This window comes from Falsochrobactrum shanghaiense (genome assembly GCF_003149535.1).
In the GTDB taxonomy this organism is placed as follows: domain Bacteria; phylum Pseudomonadota; class Alphaproteobacteria; order Rhizobiales; family Rhizobiaceae; genus Brucella; species Brucella shanghaiense.
On the sequence record NZ_QGDB01000001.1, the window covers coordinates 647,715 to 666,695 of the forward strand.

The following is an 18,981-nucleotide window of genomic DNA, read 5'->3' on the forward strand; positions in this document are numbered from 1 at the left end:
CGGGGCCATCGCCTTCGATAGATTTATTACGCCTCGCGGAAGCGATAGCCCACGCCGTAAAGCGTTTCGATCATCTCGAAACTGTCGTCAACCGCCTTGAACTTCTTGCGCAGGCGCTTGATGTGGCTGTCGATCGTGCGGTCGTCCACATAGACCTGTTCATCATAGGCCGCATCCATCAGCGCGTCACGGCTTTTCACCACGCCGGGGCGCTGGGCCAGCGAATGCAGAATGAGGAACTCGGTGACGGTGAGCGTGACCGGCTCGCCTTTCCAGGTGCAGGTGTGGCGCTCCTGATCCATGACGAGCTGGCCGCGCTCAAGCGATTTAGCCTGCTGGCCCGTGGGCTTGGCCGTGCCGTCGCGCGCCGCCACACGACGCAGCACCGCCTTGACGCGTTCGACCAGAAGGCGTTGCGAAAAAGGCTTGGTGATGAAATCGTCAGCCCCCATCTTGAGGCCGAAAAGCTCATCGATCTCGTCATCCTTGGAGGTCAGGAAAATGACCGGAAGATCGGATTTCTGGCGCAGGCGGCGCAGCAGTTCCATGCCGTCCATGCGCGGCATCTTGATGTCGAAGATCGCAAGATTGGGCGGGCGCGCCGTCAGACCATCCAGCGCCGAAGCCCCGTCCGTATAGGTTTCCACGCGATAGCCCTCCGACTCCAGAGCAATCGAAACAGAGGTCAGGATATTGCGGTCATCATCAACCAGCGCAATCGTCTGTGTTGCCGAAGCTTCCTTCATGCGGATCTTCTCCTTTGTTAGCTGCCGCAAAATCGCAGCGGCAAGATCACCGAACGCCTCTTTGCGCCCGATATTATTACAGCCATGGCGCTTTTGCAGTACAAATTAGGTACAAAATGTGGCAATGCGTGAAGATCCACCCCAACCCGCTCGCGAATTGCAAAGATTGGCCAATACAGCTTCCGGCTGTATTTTATCCGTATTGCACGCAATTGCTGTTATTTTAAACGATTTAAAAAATATTTCAAAATTTTTAAATCGATTAATGGTTTGATTTAATTTAATTAATCTGTTTCTGACTGCCATCCCCGACTTCAAAAGGAGTGCGGGGAATTGTGTTATTCAATCTAATGGCGGAGACCCCATGAAAGAGTTCGGCATTCACAACCCTGCCGCTTCCATCGCGACTTCAGGACTCAAGGAGCTCTCCGCAGTCTTTTATAATTTCGGGCCGGCGAAGCTTTACGAGGAAACCATCCGGCGCGGCGAGGCCGAAATTTCGGCACAGGGCGCGCTGGTGGCGCGGACGGGACAGCATACGGGCCGCTCGCCGAAAGACAAATTCGTCGTGCGTGACGCCGCTACCGAAGATCATGTGTGGTGGGACAATAACAAGCCGATGACGCCGGAAGCCTTCGCGCTTCTGCATGCCGATTTCATCGAGCATGCCAAGGGCAAGGAGCTTTTCGTCCAGGACCTGATCGGCGGCGCGGATGAAGACAACAAGATTAATGCCCGCGTGATTACCGAATATGCCTGGCATTCGCTGTTCATCCGCAATCTGCTGATCAGGCCCGAAGCGGACGCACTTGCTTCCTACCTGCCGGAAATGACGATCATCGACCTGCCGTCCTTCAAGGCCGATCCGGCACGCTATGGCGTGCGCAGCGAAACGGTGATCGCGGTCGATCTGACGCGCCGCATCGTTCTGATCGGCGGCACATCCTATGCCGGTGAAATGAAGAAATCCGTCTTTACCGCGCTCAACTATATCCTGCCTGCCAAGGGCGTTATGCCGATGCATTGCTCGGCCAATGAAGGCGAGAATGGCGACACCGCCGTATTCTTCGGCCTTTCGGGCACCGGCAAGACCACGCTTTCCGCCGACCCGACCCGCACGCTGATCGGCGATGACGAGCATGGCTGGGGCGAACATGGCATCTTCAATTTCGAGGGCGGCTGCTATGCCAAGACCATCCGCCTTTCGGCAGAAGCGGAGCCGGAAATCTATGCCACCACGCAGCGTTTCGGTACGGTGCTTGAAAATGTCGTGCTCGATGAAGGTCGCCAGCCGGATTTCAACGACGGCTCGCTGACCGAGAATACACGCTGCGCCTATCCGCTCGATTTCATCCCCAATGCATCCAAAACGGGGAAGGGCGGCCAGCCAAAGAATATCATCATGCTCACCGCCGATGCCTTTGGCGTGATGCCGCCCATCGCAAGGCTTACGCCCGCGCAGGCCATGTATCACTTCCTGTCGGGCTACACCGCCAAGGTCGCAGGCACTGAAAAGGGCGTGACCGAGCCGGAAGCGACCTTCTCGACCTGCTTTGGCGCGCCGTTCATGCCGCGTCATCCATCGGAATACGGCAATCTGCTGCGCCAGCTGATCGCCGAACACAAGGTCGATTGCTGGCTGGTCAATACAGGCTGGACCGGCGGCGCTTACGGCACCGGCTCGCGCATGCCGATCAAGGCGACGCGCGCGCTTCTGGCGGCGGCACTCGACGGCTCACTCAAGAATGCCGAATTCCGCACCGATGCGAATTTCGGCTTCGCGGTGCCGGTCGCGGTGCCGGGCATCGACAGCGCCATTCTCGACCCGCGTTCGACCTGGGCCGACAAGAAAGCCTATGACGCGCAGGCCGGAAAGCTTGTCGATATGTTCGTGACGAATTTCGAGAAGTTTGAACGCCATGTCGATCACGACGTAAAGAATGCGGCGCCCGCAATCCGCGTTGCCGCTGAATAACAAGCAGCCCGTGCGGCGATTGAGCATATTCAAGGCGTGATGCGTCAGCATCTCAGCGCCTTGGCATAAGTTCTCATCCTGAGGAGGAGGGGGAAGCCCGGTCGAGAGGCCGGGTTTTCTTTGTCCAGACCATGCAAAACGGTGTATGGGTCTCTTCATGGAAGAAAACCGCAACATCATCCGCATAAACGCGCGCCTGAGCATCCGGGAGGACGATCTGGAGGAGAGCTTCATCCGCTCATCCGGCCCCGGCGGGCAGAATGTCAACAAGGTCTCGACCGCGGTTCAGCTTCGTTTTCATGCTTCCCGCTCCGGCCTGCCGGAAGAGGTGCTTTCGCGCCTGTTCAAACTCGCGGGCCAGCGTGGCACACGGGAAGGCGATATTCTGATCGAAGCCAACCGCTTCCGCACGCAGGAGCGCAATCGCGAGGATGCGCGCGAAAGACTGGTCGCGCTGGTCGCCAAAGCGGCCGAGCCGCCGCCCCCGCCGCGCAAGAAGACCAGACCCACCAAAGGATCGGTCGAACGGCGGCTGAAAGCCAAATCCGGCCGTTCGGAAATCAAAAAGGGGCGCGGCAAGGTCTCGTTTGACTGAAACAGGAAACCGAAATATCGTTACCGCGTTGTGATTGCTGTATTTACCACTTGTTTCTGGCGCAAAGCGCCTAATATTTCATTCAGGCAATAATAGGTTTGCAACAACAGGGAGACACGCCCAATGGGAATTTTCGATTTCGTAAAGTCGGTCGGCACCAAACTCGGTTTCGGTGAAGACGAGCCCAAAGCCGACGATCTCAAGAAGGAACTCGATTCACATCATCTGGGCACCGATGGCGTCGAAGTCAGCGTCGAGGGCGACAAGGCGGTCCTGAAAGGCAATGTGAAGGATCAGTCAGCCTTCGAGAAAGCCATCATCGCGGTCGGAAATTCGCTCGGCGTTTCCAAGGTGGAAGCTTCCGAGCTTACCGTGGAAGGTGCGGGAACCGGCAGCGAGCCGGTCTTCTACACCGTCAAGAAGGGCGACAATCTCTGGAAAATCGCCGAAGCCCAATATGGCAAGGGCAAGGGCGCGAAGAACAATATCATCTTCGAGGCCAACAAGCCTATGCTTACCCATCCCGATAAAATCTATCCCGGTCAGGTTCTGCGCATTCCGCCGCTGGAAGGCTGATCTATCAAAGAAGAAGGCCGCTATGCACAGGCAGGCGGCCTTTTCTTTCTACATTTTCAGATTTTGCGCAGGGCCACTTCCTCGATCAGATGATCGCTGCCCTTGCGCAGGATGAGATCGGCGCGCGGACGCGTCGGCAGGATGTTCTCGCGCAGGTTTCTCAGGTTGATATTGTGCCACAGGCCCTCGCCAATCGAGCGGGCGGCATCCTCTGAGAGCTGCGAATAGCGGTGAAAGAAGGATTCGGGATTGCGGAAAGCCGTCTCGCGCAGCCGCATGAAACGGTCGATATACCATTTATGAATCTGGTCGGTCTCCGCATCGATATAGATCGAGAAATCGAAGAAATCCGAGACGAAGGGCACCATCTTGCCGTCTTCGGGCAGATCGCGCACCTGAAGCACGTTGATGCCCTCGAAGATCAGGATGTCGGGCTTGTCGACGAGTTGATATTCGCCCGGCAAGACATCATAGCTCAAATGCGAATAGAGCGGCGCGCGCACCTTGCTCATGCCTGCCTTGATCGCCGAAAGAAAGCGCAGAACCGCACCGACATCATAGCTTTCGGGAAAGCCCTTGCGTTCCATCAGGTTCTGTTCGCGCAGAACGGCATTGGGATAAAGAAAGCCATCCGTCGTCACCAGATCGACCTTCGGGCTTGACGGCCAGCGTGCCAGAAGCTCCTTGAGAACGCGCGCAGTGGTGGATTTGCCCACCGCGACCGAACCGGCAATGCCGATGATGAAAGGCGTCTTGAAACTGTCCTCCATATTGAGGAACTGCTTGCGCTGATGAAACAGAAGCTGGCTTGCTTCCACATGCGCCGACAACAGTCGCGAGAGCGACAGATAAATGCGGCGCACCTCATCCAGATCGATCGGATCGCCCAGCGAGCGCAGCCGGTCGACCTCATCGGAACTGAGCGTCAGCGGCGTGTCGGCGCGAAAGCCCGACCATTCCTGCGCGGAAAAGAAGCGGTAGGGCGAATAGCGCGACGGGGTGAGCTGATCGACTTTTTCCCACATATGCAGCCGCCTAGCCCTTCGCGCGTCCGGCCTTTTCCTCAAGACCGGTCTGCGTCGTGCGGCGGCGCAGTTCTTCAAGAACGTCATTGAGCGGAACGCCCGCGATCTTCCAGACCACAAGCAGATGATAAAGCAGGTCGGCGCTTTCCGAGATGACCCCGGCGCGATCGCCGGAGACGGCGGCGATCACCGTTTCCACGGCTTCCTCGCCAAGCTTTTGTGCGGCCTTGGTCTGGCCTTTCGCGATGAGGCTTGCCGTATAGGACGAGCCGTCCGTGGCGCTTGCGCGTCCGGCGATGATGCGTTCGAGGTCCGCGAGCGTGAACTGGCTCATCGGGTTTCCTTCCTGATCTTTATTCAGCGCGCCGGATCAAGGCGTACCGGAATGCCTGCTTGCGCCATATAGCGCTTGGCTTCGTCAATCGTATAGGTGCCAAAATGGAAAATCGACGCAGCCAGAACCGCCGATGCATGGCCGTCGCGGATGCCCGCCACCAGATGATCGAGCGTGCCCACGCCGCCTGATGCAATGACCGGCACGCGCACGCTATCAGCAACCGCGCGCGTCAGCGCCACGTCATAACCGGCCTTGGTGCCGTCGCGATCCATCGAGGTCAGCAGGATTTCACCTGCTCCCAAATCGACCACCTTCTGCGCAAATTCCACCGCATCGATGCCGGTCGTCTGGCGTCCGCCATGGGTGAAAATCTCCCAGCGGTCGGCTTCGCCTTCGCCTGAAACCTTTTTGGCGTCAATCGCCACCACGATGCATTGATTGCCGAACTTGTCGGCGGCTTCCGCCACAAAATCCGGGTTCTTCACCGCAGCCGTATTGATCGAAACCTTGTCCGCTCCGGCCAGCAGAAGCTTGCGAATATCGGCAACCTGACGCACGCCGCCACCAACGGTGAGCGGCATGAAACATTGTTCAGCGGTGCGCGCCACCACGTCGAAAATCGTCTCACGATTATCCGATGATGCGGTGATGTCGAGGAAGCAGAGTTCGTCCGCGCCCGCCGCATCATAGGCGCGCGCGGCTTCCACCGGATCGCCCGCATCGATCAGATCGACGAAATTGACGCCCTTGACGACTCTTCCGTCCTTGACGTCGAGACAGGGAATTATTCTTGCTTTCAAACTCATGCCACTGCCCTCAACACTGATAATGCTTCAGCCGGATCAATACGCCCGTCATAAAGTGCACGGCCTGAAATCGCGCCTTCAAGCTTGCGCGCATCGGGCCCGGCAAGCCGCCTTATATCGTCCATCGAGGCAAGTCCGCCCGAAGCAATCACCGGAATGCTCACGCTATCTGCAAGGGCCAGCGTCGAGTCCCAGTTGATGCCTGCCAGAATGCCGTCACGGTCGATGTCGGTATAGATGATGGCGGCAACGCCCGCACCCTCGAACTTCTTCGCCAGCTCGACAACGCCCAGTTCGGAAGCCTCTGCCCAGCCTTCGACGGCAACCTTGCCGCCCTTGGCGTCGATGCCGACAGCGATCTGTCCGGGGAAAGCCTTGCAGGCTTCAATCACCAGTGCCGGATCACGCACGGCGACAGTGCCTAAAATGACGCGGCGCAGCCCTTTGCCAAGCCAGCTTTCAATATGGGCCAGCGTGCGGATGCCGCCGCCAAGCTGGACCGGATTTTTTGTTGCCTTGAGGATGGCTTCAACAGCCCGGCCATTGACGCTTTCACCGGCGAACGCGCCATTGAGATCGACCACATGCAACCATTCAAAGCCCTGATCTTCAAAGGCTTTTGCTTGTGCTGCCGGGTCTTCATTATAGATGGTGGCCTGATCCATGTCGCCCAGCTTGAGGCGCACGCATTGACCGTCTTTCAAATCGATGGCGGGAAAAAGTATCATATTCTCATGACTTCTTTTTAGGGCTTCCATTTCAGGAAATTGGCAAGGAGCGAAAGGCCAAGCATCTGGCTCTTTTCGGGATGGAACTGCGTGCCCACCATATTGTCGCGACTGACGGCGGCGGTGACGGTGCCGCCATAATCGGTAACGGCCAGCACATCGGCGGAATTTTTGGCATCAAACATATAGGAATGCACGAAGTAAGCATGCAAACCGTTATCGCCGGTCTCGATCCCGTCGAAGATCGGGTGCGAATGTTTCACGTGAATCCGGTTCCAGCCGATCTGCGGGATTTTTAGCGCGGGATCGGACGGCTTCATTTCGCGCACGTCACCGGCAATCCAGCCAAGGCCCTGCGTGATCTCCTTTTCCAGCCCGCGCTCCGACATGAGCTGCATGCCTACGCAGATGCCAAGAAAAGGATGGGCTTTTTTGAGCACGACTTCATTGAGCGCGTCCACCATGCCGGAAACCGCATCAAGGCCGCGCCGACAATCGGCATAGGCCCCAACGCCGGGAAGCACCACGCGGTCGGCGCCGACCACGCGGTCCGCATCCGCCGTCAGTTCAATTTGCGCAGCAATGCCATGCTCATGTGCGGCGCGCTCGAAAGCCTTGGCGGCGGAGCGAAGATTGCCGGAGCCATAATCGACGATAGCGACACGCATTTTCAATTTTCTCCGCGGTAGCCGACAAATCCGATGGTCGAACCCGTGGGATTGTGGGCAGGTGGGATGTGGGAAGGCTGCGCCATAGGGCAGCTCCATTCCGGAGCCGGTTTTTGTTCCAGCGTTTTCGCGCCAGCGTCAAGAGCGGAGAAATAACGAATTTCCGCCTCATCCAGATTGTTTGCCTCTATCGCCGCGCGCTCGCGATAGCCCTTGCGCCGGAGCCTGGCTATTTTCCAGTGGGAGCCTTCAAGCGCCACGAAAAGCGAAACGAGCAGCGAGAGCAGGGGAACCGTATCGGCAATACCAAGCAGCGATCCGGCAAATCCCAGCAGAATGGTCACGCCTAAAACCGCAATCGCTTCAAACCACAGGCGATGGCCCAAAAGCCAGACGACCGGCAGGATCAGCGCCAGCACCGAAAATCCGTCGCGCACGAACACAGCTTGTTCAGCGCTCTCCATGCGGGCAGCGCCGGCCGGTTCCAGAACGACGAATTGCGCCATGATGTGTCCTTTCGGGGACTATCCCTTCAGCGAACCCTTGGTCGAGGGGATCGCATCTTTCTGGCGTGGATCGGTTTCGATGGCTGCGCGCAGAACCCGCGCCACCGCCTTGAAGATCGTCTCGGCAATATGGTGGTTATTTGCGCCATAGCGATTGTTCACATGCAGCGTGATGCCCGCATTCATCGCGAAAGCCTGAAAGAATTCACGCACCAGTTCGGTGTCGAAATTGCCGATCTTGGGCGCTGAGAAATTGACGTTCCAGACCAGGAAAGGGCGGCCCGATACATCGACGGCGGCAGCGGTCAGCGTGTCGTCCATAGCCAGATCGAGCGAGGCATAGCGCATGATGCCGCGCCGCTCGCCAAGCGCATTGGCGAGCGCCTGTCCGAGCGCGATGCCGGTATCCTCGACCGTATGGTGATCGTCAATGTGGAGATCGCCCTTGGCCATCACGCGCATATCGATGAGCGAATGGCGGGAAAGCTGTTCAAGCATGTGATCAAAGAAACCGACGCCCGTGGTGATGTCGAATTTGCCACTGCCGTTCAGATCGACCGAAACGGCGATGCTTGTTTCCTTGGTTGAACGTTCGATGCTCGCCTTGCGGGCGCCTTCAGCCGTCATAGCATTTCCTTTTAGAGAGCTTGCGCTCATTCTGATCTTTTGTGGCCGCATCGCAGCCAAATCCAGAGGCGTTCTAGAACAGCTTGCTTCTTTTGCCAAATGCTTTTGACTATTTGAATTCCGGCGCACCGTTCTTAAATAAGCAAACTGCAACCTGATTCAGCCTGCTTATCGGCGGTCCATCAAGTTTGCGCCCGCCAAAGGAGTGATCGATGATCGAACATAGTCCCACGACAATTTATGGCACAACCATCGTAACCGTGCGCAAGGGCGGCAAGGTGGTGATTGCCGGCGACGGGCAGGTTTCGCTCGGCAATACGGTGATGAAGGGCAATGCGCGCAAGGTCCGCCGCATCGGCAAGGGCAATGTCATTGCCGGTTTTGCAGGCGCGACAGCCGACGCCTTCACGCTGCTCGAACGGCTCGAAGCCAAGCTCGAACAATATCCAGACCAGCTCATGCGCGCCAGTGTCGAGCTTGCCAAGGACTGGCGCACCGACCGTTACCTGCGCCGCCTTGAAGCGATGATGCTGGTTGCCGACAGCAAGGTCACGCTGGCGCTGACAGGCACCGGCGATGTTCTGGAACCTGAACACGGCGTCATGGCGATTGGTTCGGGCGGCAATTATGCGCTGGCCGCCGCGCGCGCGCTTGTCGATACCGACCGCGATGCCGAGGAAATCGCGCGCAAGGCGATGGAGATCGCCGCCGATATTTGCATCTATACCAATCACAATATCATCGCCGAAAGCCTCGATGCGGAATGACGTGCTCGCCGGTCCATCGATCAGGCAGCGGAAGAACAGGTTGTAATCATGAGTAATTTTTCTCCCCGGGAAATCGTCTCGGAACTCGATCGCTATATTATCGGCCAGAACGACGCCAAGCGCGCCGTGGCCATCGCCCTGCGCAATCGCTGGCGGCGCCAGCAGCTTGAAGGGCAGATGCGTGAAGAAGTCATGCCCAAGAACATTCTGATGATCGGGCCGACGGGCGTGGGCAAGACGGAGATTTCGCGCCGCCTCGCCAAGCTGGCCGGTGCGCCCTTCATCAAGGTCGAGGCCACCAAATTCACCGAGGTCGGCTATGTGGGCCGCGATGTCGAGCAGATCATCCGCGATCTTGTCGAAGCGGCAATCGCACTGGTGCGCGAGAAAAAGCGCGAGGACGTGAAGGCCAAGGCGCATCTCAATGCCGAGGAGCGCGTGCTTGACGGGCTGGTCGGCAAGACGGCAAGCCCTGCCACCCGCGAAAGTTTTCGCAAGAAGCTGCGCGACGGCGAACTGGACGACAAGGAAATCGAGATCGAGGTCGCCGATACCGGTGTTGGCCAGAACTTTGAAATCCCCGGCATGCCGGGCGCCAATATCGGCATGATCAATCTGGGCGATATTTTCGGCAAGGCCATGGGCGGGCGCACCAAGCAGCGCAAGACCACGGTGCGTGATTCCTATGCCATCCTGATCAATGATGAATCCGACAAGCTGCTCGATCAGGAGCAACTCATTCAGGAAGCGCTGCGCTCGACCGAAAATGACGGCATCGTCTTTCTCGACGAGATCGACAAGATCGCAGCACGCGAAGGCGGAATGGGCGCGGGCGTGTCGCGCGAGGGCGTGCAGCGCGACCTGCTGCCGCTGGTCGAGGGAACCACGGTCGCCACCAAATACGGCCCCGTAAAGACCGATCATATATTGTTCATCGCCTCGGGCGCGTTTCACGTCTCCAAGCCCTCCGACCTTTTGCCGGAATTGCAGGGCCGCCTGCCGATCCGCGTGGAACTGAGTGCGCTGACGCGCGATGATTTCCGCCGCATCCTCACGGAAACCGAAGTCAGTCTCATCAAGCAATATATTGCCCTGATGGCGACCGAAGACGTCACGCTGGAAATCACCGATGATGCCATCGATGCGCTTGCCGATATTGCGGTTGATCTGAACTCGTCGGTCGAGAATATCGGCGCGCGCCGTTTGCAGACGGTCATGGAGCGGGTGCTGGACGATATTTCCTATAATGCGCCCGACAAATCCGGCTCAGCCTTCAAGGTTGATGCCGAATATGTGCGCAGCACCATCGGCGATCTTGCAAAAAATACCGACCTGTCGCGGTTCATTCTGTAGAAACGTGGCTGGAAAGCCACGCAGCCGACAGATTATCGCGAAAGCCAAAAATCCCCTCGACTTCATCGAGGGGGTTTTTTATTTTCCTCCCAATTCAAGAGCTGTATTGAGGCCGTTTTCATACAATGACCAGCCGATGGGGCCGCCGGGCGGTTTTCTGTTTTCACAAAGCTGCAAAAGCAAGACCGATGGCCGCTCTGGCGGGAATTGCGCTTGCCTCGATTTTCGCCTGCCAAAGCGCGCAAGCAGCCGTCAGCGTTCCTCCGGGCAACCGCAATATCGAGCAGCCGGCCGTGCCGGGGGCTTCGGCGCGCCGCACGAACCAGCTCAATACCACCTATGAAGCCAAATATCGCAAGATTTACAATCTGCTGAAAACGGATGCGGCGCTGCGCTCCAGGATCAGATCCACCGCCAATGCCTATGGCATCGATCCCTTGCATATCGTCGGGGCCATTGTCGGCGAGCACACCTATAATGTCGATGTCTATGACCGACTTCAGACCTATTACGTCAAGGCGATGTCCTATGTCAGTCAGGGCGTCAGCTTCAGTCATAATGGCGAAAGAATAAGCCAGTTCATAGAACGCCCGGAATTTTCGACATGCCAGAAATTCACCGACAGCTACAAGCTCTGGAGCTGTCGCGAAAATATCTGGAACACGAAATTTCGCGGCAGGAGCGTCGGCGGCAAGACCTTTCCCAATGATCGTTTCAGCGCCGTGTTCTTCCAGCCTTTCTATGCCGGGCAGACATTCGGCCTCGGGCAGATCAATCCGCTGACCGCGCTGATGATGTCGGACATGGTCAATCGCGTTTCGGGCCTGCCGAAGCTCAATGCCGGAAACGGCAATGAAGTCTACAAGACCATCATGGACCCGGACCTGACGCTGCCCTATATCGCGGCGACGCTCAAACAATCGATCACCGATTATCGGCGGATCGCCGGTTTCGATATTTCGAAAAATCCGGGCATCACCGCAACGCTCTATAATACCGGCGGTGCGGAGCAGCGGGCGCGCAGTCTTGCGAACGAAAACGCCAGGAGAAAAGCTGCCGGACAGGATCTGCTGCTGCCGCAGGAAAACTATTATGGCTGGCTGGTCAATTTCAAGCTCGATGAACTCAAAGCGCTGTTTTGATTATTTTGATGAAAGCGGCCTGATGCTCCGGCGCCGTTTGCGCGCGGCTTCGATCTCCTCGCTCAGATGCCGGATCGTCTCGCGATCGATGAGGCGGATATTGCGCGCCAGAAGATTGGCCAGTTCCGTTGCCTGCGGCGACAGGCCGGAAGTGTCGATCATCACACGCGGATGTGAGATTGCCGCCAGATTTTGCAATTCTTCCGCCTCATCCCAGATGATATTGAAAAAAGTGATGATGCGCTGCAACAAATCCCATGTCGGCTGGCCGCGCCGCCCATGTTCGAGCGCCGAAAGATAGGCTGGCGACACCCGCAGCGCCTCGGCCATTTCCTTTTGCGTGACGCCACGCTCCTGACGCAACTCGCGCAGTCTTTTTCCGAACGGCGTCATTTGAGGCCACCTGTCCGGTTCTGGCGGCGCAAGCGCACATAAAGCGCGCCATCGCCGCCATGATGGCGTGCCGCATCTTCATAGGCGCTGACAAGCAGACGAAACATCGGCGTCGAAAACCAGTGCGGCACGGCCTGGCGCAAGATGCCCGCACTGCCAAAGGAGCGCCCCTTGCCGGTGATAATCATCACATGTTTGAGACCGCGCGCATGGGCATCGAGCAGAAAGCCATAAAGCAGTTCATGGGCTTCATTCTGGGTCAGGCCGTGCAGGTCGATACGCGCCTCGATCTGAACCCGTCCCTTGGAAATCTTGCGATGGGTGGGCGGATCGAAATTATGAAGGGGTGTCTCATTGGGCGCGGAACGCGGTTTCTTGGGTTCCTGTGCATTGTTTGGTGCCTGCACCGTCCCGGGCATGGGCGGTTTTTGAGGCTTTTGCGCCGATTGTTTCAAATCGAGCCAGTCTTCCGGCTCCGCGCTCTTTTTACCGGCAAGCGGTGTGGCGGTTTTTGCTACCGTTTCCCACAATATCCGGTCTTCAATGCGAAGATAGTCCTTTGGCGGTTTGTCCTGTCGCGGAGCCATGCTTATGCCCCCACCAGCGCGCGCGGCACCAGCGCGTAAAAATCGGCCCTGTGGCGGATTCCGCCCGCGATCTCGCCCGCCGCGTCGCCGGAGCCGGCAAAAAGATCGCCGCGCGCCGGACCGACAATCGCCGTTCCCGTATCCTGCGCGATCATCAGCCGCGAAAAGGGCGCATTGCCGAAAGCGGTCAGCGTCGGCGCATCGATAAAAAACGGCGTGCCGAATGTGTGCAAAAGCTTGTCCACCGCCATGGAGCGGCCAGCGGTGAGCGGCACCTTGGCCGCCGCTACCGGACCCGCCGCAATGTCGTCAACATCTGCCTTGCGAAAGAAGATATAGGAGCGGTTGCGCCAGATCAGATCGTCCGCCCTGTCAGCATTGTCGCGCAACCAGCGCCGGATCGACTGCATGCTGATTTCATCCGCTGCAATTTCCCCTTCCGCCACCAGAATGCGCCCGATGCCGGTAAAAGCATGGCCGCTCTTGGCGGCATAGGTGATCCGCATGACATCGCCATTGCCAAAGTGAAGACGGGCTGCGCCCTGCACATGGGCGAAGAATGCGTCAACGCGGTCCGCGACAAAGGCAAGTTCCAAACCGCGACCGGCAAGACTGCCCTGTTCGATGGCGCGGCGGTCGTCATATTCGACAAGTCCGGTTTCGGTCTTCCGGGCAAAAGCAAAGGACGGATCGAACCCGGCGGGGCGGTTTTCATCCGTGACCTTCACCAGATCATCCGGCCTTGCCAGAAACGGCACATTGAAATAGCTGTCGGCGACCAGCGCGGCTTCGATTTCGGGTTCGTAAAAGCCGGTCACGAAGCCGGGTGCGGCCTCATCGACAATCCGGCAAGGGATGAAATGCGTCTCAAAAAAGCGGCGGGCCGCCTGCGTGTCGGGATCGGCGAGATCGCGCGCGGCGGCAAAGACCGGCTGGAGCGCCTCAAAGGAAATACCCAGCGCGCCGCTCTTGTAAGAATTGTTTGCAGCATGATCGGCGGAGCGGCGAAAGGCCGAAAACGCCAAAGCCTGATCGTCCCGGTCCCAGCCGGGGCAATCCGCAAAGCCCAACGGGCGCAATAGCTTTGCCAATCTGTTCACACGCTCGAATCCGGCTCCGGTTTCGGGCGGTAAACGGCCCGATTTCCGTCTTGATTAATCCTCGGCCTCGGTCGCGACGAGCTTCCAGTTGGGATCGCGCGAGCGGGTATCACGGGCGAAAGTCCACAGATCCTTGATTTCGACCACGTTTTCCAGATCGCCGTCGATCACCTTGCCGTCCTTGTCGAGCGTAGCGGAAATCATCTGGCTGACGATGTTGAGCGTGATATGCGCGTCGCTTCCCTTCATCTCCGCATTGGAGATTTCCGCCTTCTCGATGCCGACAAAGGAAGAGCGGATGCTTTCGCCGCGCTGCTCGCGTTCGTCTATCGCCGAAACGAAGCCTTCATAGACTTCCCTGGAAAGCAGGTTCTTGAGCACCTTGCGGTCGCCATCGGCAAAGGACATGACGATCATTTCATAGGCGATCTTCACGCCCTCGACGAATTTGTTCGGCTCGAAGGAAGGATCAACCGCATAGATTGCGCGCAGCCCGTCATTGACCGGCGTGCCCGATGGCGCAATCTTGTCGATGGCGGTGAAATCCTTTTCAGCGCCGCGGCGCGGCAGGGCAACGACATTATCCGCTTCAGCACCACCGGACTGCGCCTCGGCGCTGCGCGCAGATGTATAGGGGTCGAAAGGAGGCTTTTCATTTCCCGTGCGGCGACCAAGAACATTTCTCAGCTGAAGAAAAATGACCACCGCCGCGATGAAAAAGAATATCGTGCCAAAATCAAAAAATTCCATACTCTCTGCCACCACCTGACGGATCAGGATATGCATCTCCCTTCCGTCTTCAATTTCGTTACCTACATATAGATCGGGTTCATTGATCATTCAAATCCCGATCGCGCATACCTATCTGTTATTCTATGATAGACAGTTTCGATTGTCTGCACGCATATCATTATTCGAAAATCGTTATTTTTCGAGCGATATGCTATCGGAAACACAAATCAACATAAGGTCGTAACCGACGTGTTCCCTTCTTTAGCCCTCATTGCCATGCTGGCAATGCCTTTCGTAGAAATTGCCGGATTTGTCATCGTCGGCAGCGAAATCGGCGTTCTGGCGACACTGGGCCTCATCATATTAAGCGCCATGCTCGGCTTTTTCCTGCTGCGCGTGCAGGGAATCGGACTTTTGCAGCGCATCCGCACCGAAACCGTCGCCGGGCGGGTGCCGGATCGCGAAATGGTGCATGGGGCGATGCTCGTTCTTGCCGCCATATTGCTGATCGTGCCCGGTTTCGTCACCAGCGCCATCGGCCTCTTGCTGTTCATCCCGCCGATCCGCGATTTCGTGTGGAACAGGGTCATGCGCGGACGCATGGTCATGACTGCCACGAGTGCGCGTTATTCGCAGGGCTATGGCGAGAGCCGACCGCGCGACAATCATGTGATCGATCTCGATCCGGAAGACTATACCGACAAAGGGGATGAAAATTCACCGTGGAACCGGGACAGGAAAGATTGATGATTGCGCATATTCTAACCTTTAAACCGTTTCTTGCCTCTGCTTCACGCACATGCTAGCCAAGCAGCGCAGCTTTAACGGCAACAAGATAAATCTCGAAGAGAAGGCATACCGATAATGGCAAAGACGCCGAGCGATAAGGCCGAAACGGGCGAAGTAAAGAACGGCAATGGCGCTGATGCGCAGCCATCCCTCAATATTCTCGCGCAATATGTAAAGGACCTGTCCTTCGAAAGCCCCGGCGCGCCGCTGTCGCTGCGTCCGCGCGAGAAGGCTCCTTCCATCAATATCAATGTCAATGTGAACGCCAATCCGCTGTCCGAAACGGATTTCGACGTCGTGCTGACGCTGGAAGCCAAGGCCGTCGACGGCAAGGACGTGCTTTTCAATGCCGAACTGGTCTATGGCGGCGTCTTCCGCATTCAGGGCATCGCGCAGGAACATATGCTGCCGCTGCTCTTCATCGAATGCCCGCGTCTGCTGTTCCCGTTCGCGCGCCAGATCATCGCCGACGCCACCCGCAATGGCGGCTATCCGCCGCTGATGATCGACCCGATCGATTTCGCACAGATGTTCCAGCAGCGCATGGCCGAAGAACAGGCCAAGGCCGCTGTAAAGAGCTGATTTTACTCTATATTACGAGAAAACCCGGCGCGAAGCCGGGTTTTTTTTGTTGTATTTTTTCCTGCTCCGATGCGCTTCGCACTTTTGCTGGAAAATACATTTTTTCTTGTCGCATTATCCTGCGCAAAAGTGCGAAGCACTTTTGCTGGAAATGCTTCAGATATATTTCTTCCAGACGGCCTTCTCGCCAAGATTTTCCACAAGCGCCATATGGGCCGCGCGCTCTTGCTCGCTTACGCGCGAAGGCAGCGGGTGGGGGCGCTGGGCCAGAGCAATCCGACCGCCCGTTCCCGAACGCTCGTCATCACCGGAATTGCCGAAAGAACTCAATCCAAGCGCGGTCTGCTTGCCGCCGATCAGCTCGATATAGACTTCGGCGAGGATTTCCGAGTCGAGCAAAGCGCCATGCAAGGTGCGGTGCGAATTTTCAATGCCATAACGCTTGCAGAGCGCATCGAGCGAATTCGGCCCCATCGGATGCTTGCGGCGCGCCAGCGCCAGCGTATCGACGATGCGTTCCAGCGCGATGGGGGGCTGGCCCAGCCGGTCGAGTTCGGCATTGATGAAGCCCAGATCGAACATGGCATTATGCGCGACCAGCTTCGCGCCATCGATAAATTCCATGAATTCATCGAGAATTTCCGCGAATGTCGGCTCATTGAGCAATTTCTCATTGCTGATGCCATGGACCGCCAGCGCCTCCGGATGAACCTGACGTCCCTGCGGATTGATGAATTTATGGAAGGTGCGTCCGGTCGGAAAGCGGTTGATGAGTTCCACGCCGCCGATTTCGATCACACGGTCTTCCAGCCGCTCAAGTCCGGTGGTTTCCGTATCAAAAACGATCTCGCGCATTACAACCTCTCAATTTGGTCAATTCTATACCATGGCCAGACGCATATCAGGCGCTGGCCGCCGGTTGTCCACGCAATTTCGCGATAATATCCCCGATCTGGCGGCGCGTTTCGTCAAAACTGCTGCTTGAATCGATGATGAAATCGGCGCGCTCGCGTTTTTGCGCATCCGGCATCTGCCGGGCAAGAATCGCGTCGAGTTTAAGCTCCGTCATGCCGGGGCGCGACAGGACGCGCTGGCGCTGGATGGGCGCCGGGGCGGAAACCACCGCCACCCAATCGACCCGGCTGTCCGCGCCGGTTTCAAACAGCAAGGGAATGTCGAGCACGACAAGATCCGCACCCGCCTCATCCGCGTTTCGCAAGAAAGCTGCTTCTTCCTCGTGCACCAGCGGATGGACGATGGCTTCAAGCCGCTTCATCGCCGTTTCATTGCCCAGCACTGCTGCGGAAAGCTTCTGTCGGTCCACAGTTGCGTTGATGACCGTTCCGGGAAATGCCGCTTCGATCAGCGCTGCCGCGCGCCCCGCATAAAGGCGGTGCACCGTTTCATCGGCGCTGTGAACCGGAATGCCCGCCTGCGCAAACATATTGGCGGCGGTGGTTTTTCCCATTCCTATGGAACCGGTCAGTCCGAGGATAATCATAAAGCACCAGCCTTTTTCATATCCGCCAGAATATGCTCACGCAGGGCCGCTGTCACTTGCGGTCTTGTGCCGAACCAGCGCTCGAAACCCGGAACGGCCTGATGCAGCAGCATGCCCAGCCCATCGACGGTTTTCAGCCCCGCGCCTTGCGCTTTTGCAAGAAAAGGCGTCTTGAGCGGCACATAGACAATATCGGTCGCCACCGCCGCCTTTTGCGCATTGCTCAAATCGAGCGGAAAATCTTCCGCCTCGCCATGGCCGCTCATGCCGAGCGATGTCGTGTTGACGATCAGTCCCGCCTGCCTGACAAGCGCCTGCGCCTCCTCCCATCCATGCGCCGAAACGCCAGCACCGAAATGTGCCGCCAGATCCCCGGCGCGGCTCAAGGTGCGATTGACGATGGCAATGGATGAAAAGCCGCGGCTTTGCAGGGCATGCACGATGGCGCGGCCCGCGCCGCCCGCACCCAGAACCAGCGCGCTATCGGCATTGTCCCAACCCGGTGCGCCCGAATCGAGATTGGCGGCAAAACCATAGGCATCGGTATTGCCGCCGCAAAGAACGCCCTTTTCAAGCCAGAGCGTATTGACCGCGCCGATGGCGGTTGCCGCTGCATCGTGGCTTTGCGCGGCTGCAAAGGCTGCTTCCTTGTGCGGAATGGTGACATTGCCGCCCGCAAAACCCTTGCCCGGAAAAGATTGCAGGAAGGAGGAAAACGCATCCGGCGCCACTTCGATGGCTTCATAAGTGCCGTTAATGCCGTGCTCCTTCAGCCAGAAGCCATGGATCAGCGGAGAACGCGAATGTTTGATCGGAAAACCGGTCACAAAGGCCCTGAGCGCTGTTTCAGCCATCGATAAGTTTTTCCTTCCTCAATTGCGCCAGCAGCGGCAGCAGCGGCAGCCCGACAATGGTGAAATAATCGCCTTCGATGCGCTCGAAAAGCTGGATGCCGGGGCCTTCCACCTGATAGGCGCCCACGCTTGCCAGCGCAATATCGCCGACACGCCCGAGATAGCGCCCGACAAAGCCCGGATCGAGATCGCGCATCGTCATGCGGGCGATGGAAACATGCCGCCAGAGCGTCTCGCCATTCTTCACCAGCACCACGGCGCTGTTGAGCTGATGAGTCTGGCCCGAAAGCTTCAGCAATTGACGGCGCGCGGCGTCCATATCCGCAGGCTTGTGAAAAATCCCGTCACCCATCGACAAGGTCTGGTCGCAGCCGATCACCATGGCATCGGGATTTTTCGCACTGACATCAAGCGCCTTGGCTTCAGCCAGCACGAGGGCCACATCTTCCGGTGTCGCTCCGCTTTCATAAAGCGGGGCCTCCACCGCGCGCTCGTCCAGATCAGCGCTTTCACTTGAAAAGTCCAGCCCCGCATTTTTGAGCAGGGCGGAACGAAACGGGCTTTTTGAAGCAAGAATAAGTTTTGCCGTCAT

General features: G+C 57.7%; 25 protein-coding genes. 9 read left to right on the forward strand and 16 right to left on the reverse strand.

Annotated elements, in window-relative coordinates; genetic code table 11:
- Window positions 1-26: 26 nt before the first annotated feature.
- Window positions 27-746, reverse strand: a complete 720-nt coding sequence (locus DKP76_RS03065) for a response regulator transcription factor (RefSeq protein WP_109704926.1) — start codon at window positions 744-746, stop codon at window positions 27-29.
- 118 nt (window positions 747-864) lie between these two features.
- Between DKP76_RS03065 and DKP76_RS19130 the strand changes: the two genes are divergently transcribed.
- The 4 genes from DKP76_RS19130 (at window position 865) to lysM (ending at window position 3,892) form a co-directional block, all read left to right on the forward strand.
- Entirely contained in the window at window positions 865-1,020 is a 156-nt protein-coding gene (locus DKP76_RS19130) for a hypothetical protein (protein WP_158279403.1), read from the forward strand.
- A 90-nt stretch (window positions 1,021-1,110) separates the two neighbouring features.
- Window positions 1,111-2,721, forward strand: a complete 1,611-nt coding sequence (locus DKP76_RS03070) for a phosphoenolpyruvate carboxykinase (RefSeq protein ID WP_109704927.1) — start codon at window positions 1,111-1,113, stop codon at window positions 2,719-2,721.
- A 145-nt stretch (window positions 2,722-2,866) separates the two neighbouring features.
- The gene (gene arfB, locus DKP76_RS03075) at window positions 2,867-3,316 is read left to right on the forward strand and encodes an alternative ribosome rescue aminoacyl-tRNA hydrolase ArfB (protein WP_199224735.1); all 450 of its coding nucleotides are present in this window, start codon (window positions 2,867-2,869) and stop codon (window positions 3,314-3,316) included.
- 123 nt (window positions 3,317-3,439) lie between these two features.
- The gene (lysM, locus tag DKP76_RS03080) at window positions 3,440-3,892 is read left to right on the forward strand and encodes a peptidoglycan-binding protein LysM (protein ID WP_109704928.1); all 453 of its coding nucleotides are present in this window, start codon (window positions 3,440-3,442) and stop codon (window positions 3,890-3,892) included.
- Window positions 3,893-3,948: 56 nt separating this feature from the next.
- Here the strand turns inward: lysM and coaA are convergent, their stop codons facing one another.
- The 7 genes from coaA to hisB are packed head-to-tail and all read right to left on the reverse strand — an operon-like array spanning window position 3,949 to window position 8,589.
- Window positions 3,949-4,917, reverse strand: coding sequence for a type I pantothenate kinase (gene coaA / locus DKP76_RS03085; RefSeq protein ID WP_109704929.1), 969 nt, complete (start codon window positions 4,915-4,917; stop codon window positions 3,949-3,951).
- 10 nt (window positions 4,918-4,927) lie between these two features.
- A complete protein-coding gene (locus tag DKP76_RS03090; protein ID WP_109704930.1) occupies window positions 4,928-5,251 on the reverse strand; it encodes a phosphoribosyl-ATP diphosphatase in 324 nt (107 codons plus the stop codon).
- Between the two features lie 23 nt (window positions 5,252-5,274).
- Window positions 5,275-6,060 carry an imidazole glycerol phosphate synthase subunit HisF gene (gene hisF / locus DKP76_RS03095; protein ID WP_109704931.1) on the reverse strand — a complete coding sequence of 262 codons (786 nt, stop codon included), beginning with the start codon at window positions 6,058-6,060 and terminating at the stop codon, window positions 5,275-5,277.
- Window positions 6,057-6,788 (reverse strand): 1-(5-phosphoribosyl)-5-[(5-phosphoribosylamino)methylideneamino]imidazole-4-carboxamide isomerase, encoded by a 732-nt coding sequence (gene hisA, locus DKP76_RS03100; RefSeq protein WP_109704932.1) that lies wholly within the window; start codon window positions 6,786-6,788, stop codon window positions 6,057-6,059. Before hisA ends, hisF begins: the two co-directional genes overlap by 4 nt.
- A gap of 17 nt (window positions 6,789-6,805) precedes the next feature.
- Complete coding sequence (hisH, locus tag DKP76_RS03105; RefSeq protein WP_109704933.1) at window positions 6,806-7,456, reverse strand: imidazole glycerol phosphate synthase subunit HisH; 651 nt, start codon at window positions 7,454-7,456, stop codon at window positions 6,806-6,808.
- Window positions 7,457-7,458: 2 nt separating this feature from the next.
- Window positions 7,459-7,962, reverse strand: a complete 504-nt coding sequence (locus DKP76_RS03110; RefSeq protein WP_109704934.1) for a DUF2628 domain-containing protein — start codon at window positions 7,960-7,962, stop codon at window positions 7,459-7,461.
- A gap of 18 nt (window positions 7,963-7,980) precedes the next feature.
- A complete protein-coding gene (gene hisB, locus DKP76_RS03115) occupies window positions 7,981-8,589 on the reverse strand; it encodes an imidazoleglycerol-phosphate dehydratase HisB (RefSeq protein ID WP_109704935.1) in 609 nt (202 codons plus the stop codon).
- Window positions 8,590-8,801: 212 nt separating this feature from the next.
- On the opposite strand from hisB, the gene hslV reads away from it, so the two are divergent.
- The 3 genes from hslV to DKP76_RS03130 all read left to right on the forward strand — a co-directional run bounded on the left by hslV (window position 8,802) and on the right by DKP76_RS03130 (window position 11,851).
- Window positions 8,802-9,356 carry an ATP-dependent protease subunit HslV gene (gene hslV / locus DKP76_RS03120; protein WP_109704936.1) on the forward strand — a complete coding sequence of 185 codons (555 nt, stop codon included), beginning with the start codon at window positions 8,802-8,804 and terminating at the stop codon, window positions 9,354-9,356.
- 48 nt (window positions 9,357-9,404) lie between these two features.
- On the forward strand, window positions 9,405-10,709 hold the full coding sequence (gene hslU / locus DKP76_RS03125) for an ATP-dependent protease ATPase subunit HslU (protein WP_109704937.1): 1,305 nt from the start codon (window positions 9,405-9,407) through the stop codon (window positions 10,707-10,709).
- 125 nt (window positions 10,710-10,834) lie between these two features.
- Entirely contained in the window at window positions 10,835-11,851 is a 1,017-nt protein-coding gene (locus DKP76_RS03130; protein ID WP_109704938.1) for a DUF1402 family protein, read from the forward strand.
- Here the strand turns inward: DKP76_RS03130 and DKP76_RS03135 are convergent, their stop codons facing one another.
- The 4 genes from DKP76_RS03135 to DKP76_RS03150 are packed head-to-tail and all read right to left on the reverse strand — an operon-like array spanning window position 11,852 to window position 14,681.
- The gene (locus DKP76_RS03135; RefSeq protein ID WP_109704939.1) at window positions 11,852-12,244 is read right to left on the reverse strand and encodes a helix-turn-helix domain-containing protein; all 393 of its coding nucleotides are present in this window, start codon (window positions 12,242-12,244) and stop codon (window positions 11,852-11,854) included.
- Complete coding sequence (locus DKP76_RS03140) at window positions 12,241-12,831, reverse strand: Smr/MutS family protein (protein WP_109704940.1); 591 nt, start codon at window positions 12,829-12,831, stop codon at window positions 12,241-12,243. Before DKP76_RS03140 ends, DKP76_RS03135 begins: the two co-directional genes overlap by 4 nt.
- Before the next feature lie 2 nt (window positions 12,832-12,833).
- On the reverse strand, window positions 12,834-13,931 hold the full coding sequence (mltA, locus tag DKP76_RS03145) for a murein transglycosylase A (RefSeq protein ID WP_109704941.1): 1,098 nt from the start codon (window positions 13,929-13,931) through the stop codon (window positions 12,834-12,836).
- A gap of 54 nt (window positions 13,932-13,985) precedes the next feature.
- Window positions 13,986-14,681 carry a Tim44/TimA family putative adaptor protein gene (locus DKP76_RS03150; protein ID WP_109705160.1) on the reverse strand — a complete coding sequence of 232 codons (696 nt, stop codon included), beginning with the start codon at window positions 14,679-14,681 and terminating at the stop codon, window positions 13,986-13,988.
- A 231-nt stretch (window positions 14,682-14,912) separates the two neighbouring features.
- On the opposite strand from DKP76_RS03150, the gene DKP76_RS03155 reads away from it, so the two are divergent.
- Window positions 14,913-15,410 (forward strand): FxsA family protein, encoded by a 498-nt coding sequence (locus DKP76_RS03155; RefSeq protein WP_109704942.1) that lies wholly within the window; start codon window positions 14,913-14,915, stop codon window positions 15,408-15,410.
- Between the two features lie 117 nt (window positions 15,411-15,527).
- Window positions 15,528-16,034: a protein-export chaperone SecB gene (secB, locus tag DKP76_RS03160; protein ID WP_109704943.1), complete on the forward strand. Its 507-nt coding sequence runs from the start codon at window positions 15,528-15,530 to the stop codon at window positions 16,032-16,034.
- A gap of 156 nt (window positions 16,035-16,190) precedes the next feature.
- On the opposite strand, the gene dnaQ is transcribed toward secB, so the two are convergent.
- From dnaQ to DKP76_RS03180, 4 genes are read right to left on the reverse strand one after another with little or no spacing between them, the layout of a single operon-like run.
- Window positions 16,191-16,889 (reverse strand): DNA polymerase III subunit epsilon, encoded by a 699-nt coding sequence (gene dnaQ / locus DKP76_RS03165; protein WP_109704944.1) that lies wholly within the window; start codon window positions 16,887-16,889, stop codon window positions 16,191-16,193.
- Window positions 16,890-16,935: 46 nt separating this feature from the next.
- Window positions 16,936-17,535 (reverse strand): dephospho-CoA kinase, encoded by a 600-nt coding sequence (coaE, locus tag DKP76_RS03170; RefSeq protein WP_109704945.1) that lies wholly within the window; start codon window positions 17,533-17,535, stop codon window positions 16,936-16,938.
- Entirely contained in the window at window positions 17,532-18,389 is an 858-nt protein-coding gene (locus DKP76_RS03175) for a shikimate dehydrogenase (protein WP_109704946.1), read from the reverse strand. Before DKP76_RS03175 ends, coaE begins: the two co-directional genes overlap by 4 nt.
- Window positions 18,382-18,981: a Maf-like protein gene (locus DKP76_RS03180; protein WP_109704947.1), complete on the reverse strand. Its 600-nt coding sequence runs from the start codon at window positions 18,979-18,981 to the stop codon at window positions 18,382-18,384. Before DKP76_RS03180 ends, DKP76_RS03175 begins: the two co-directional genes overlap by 8 nt.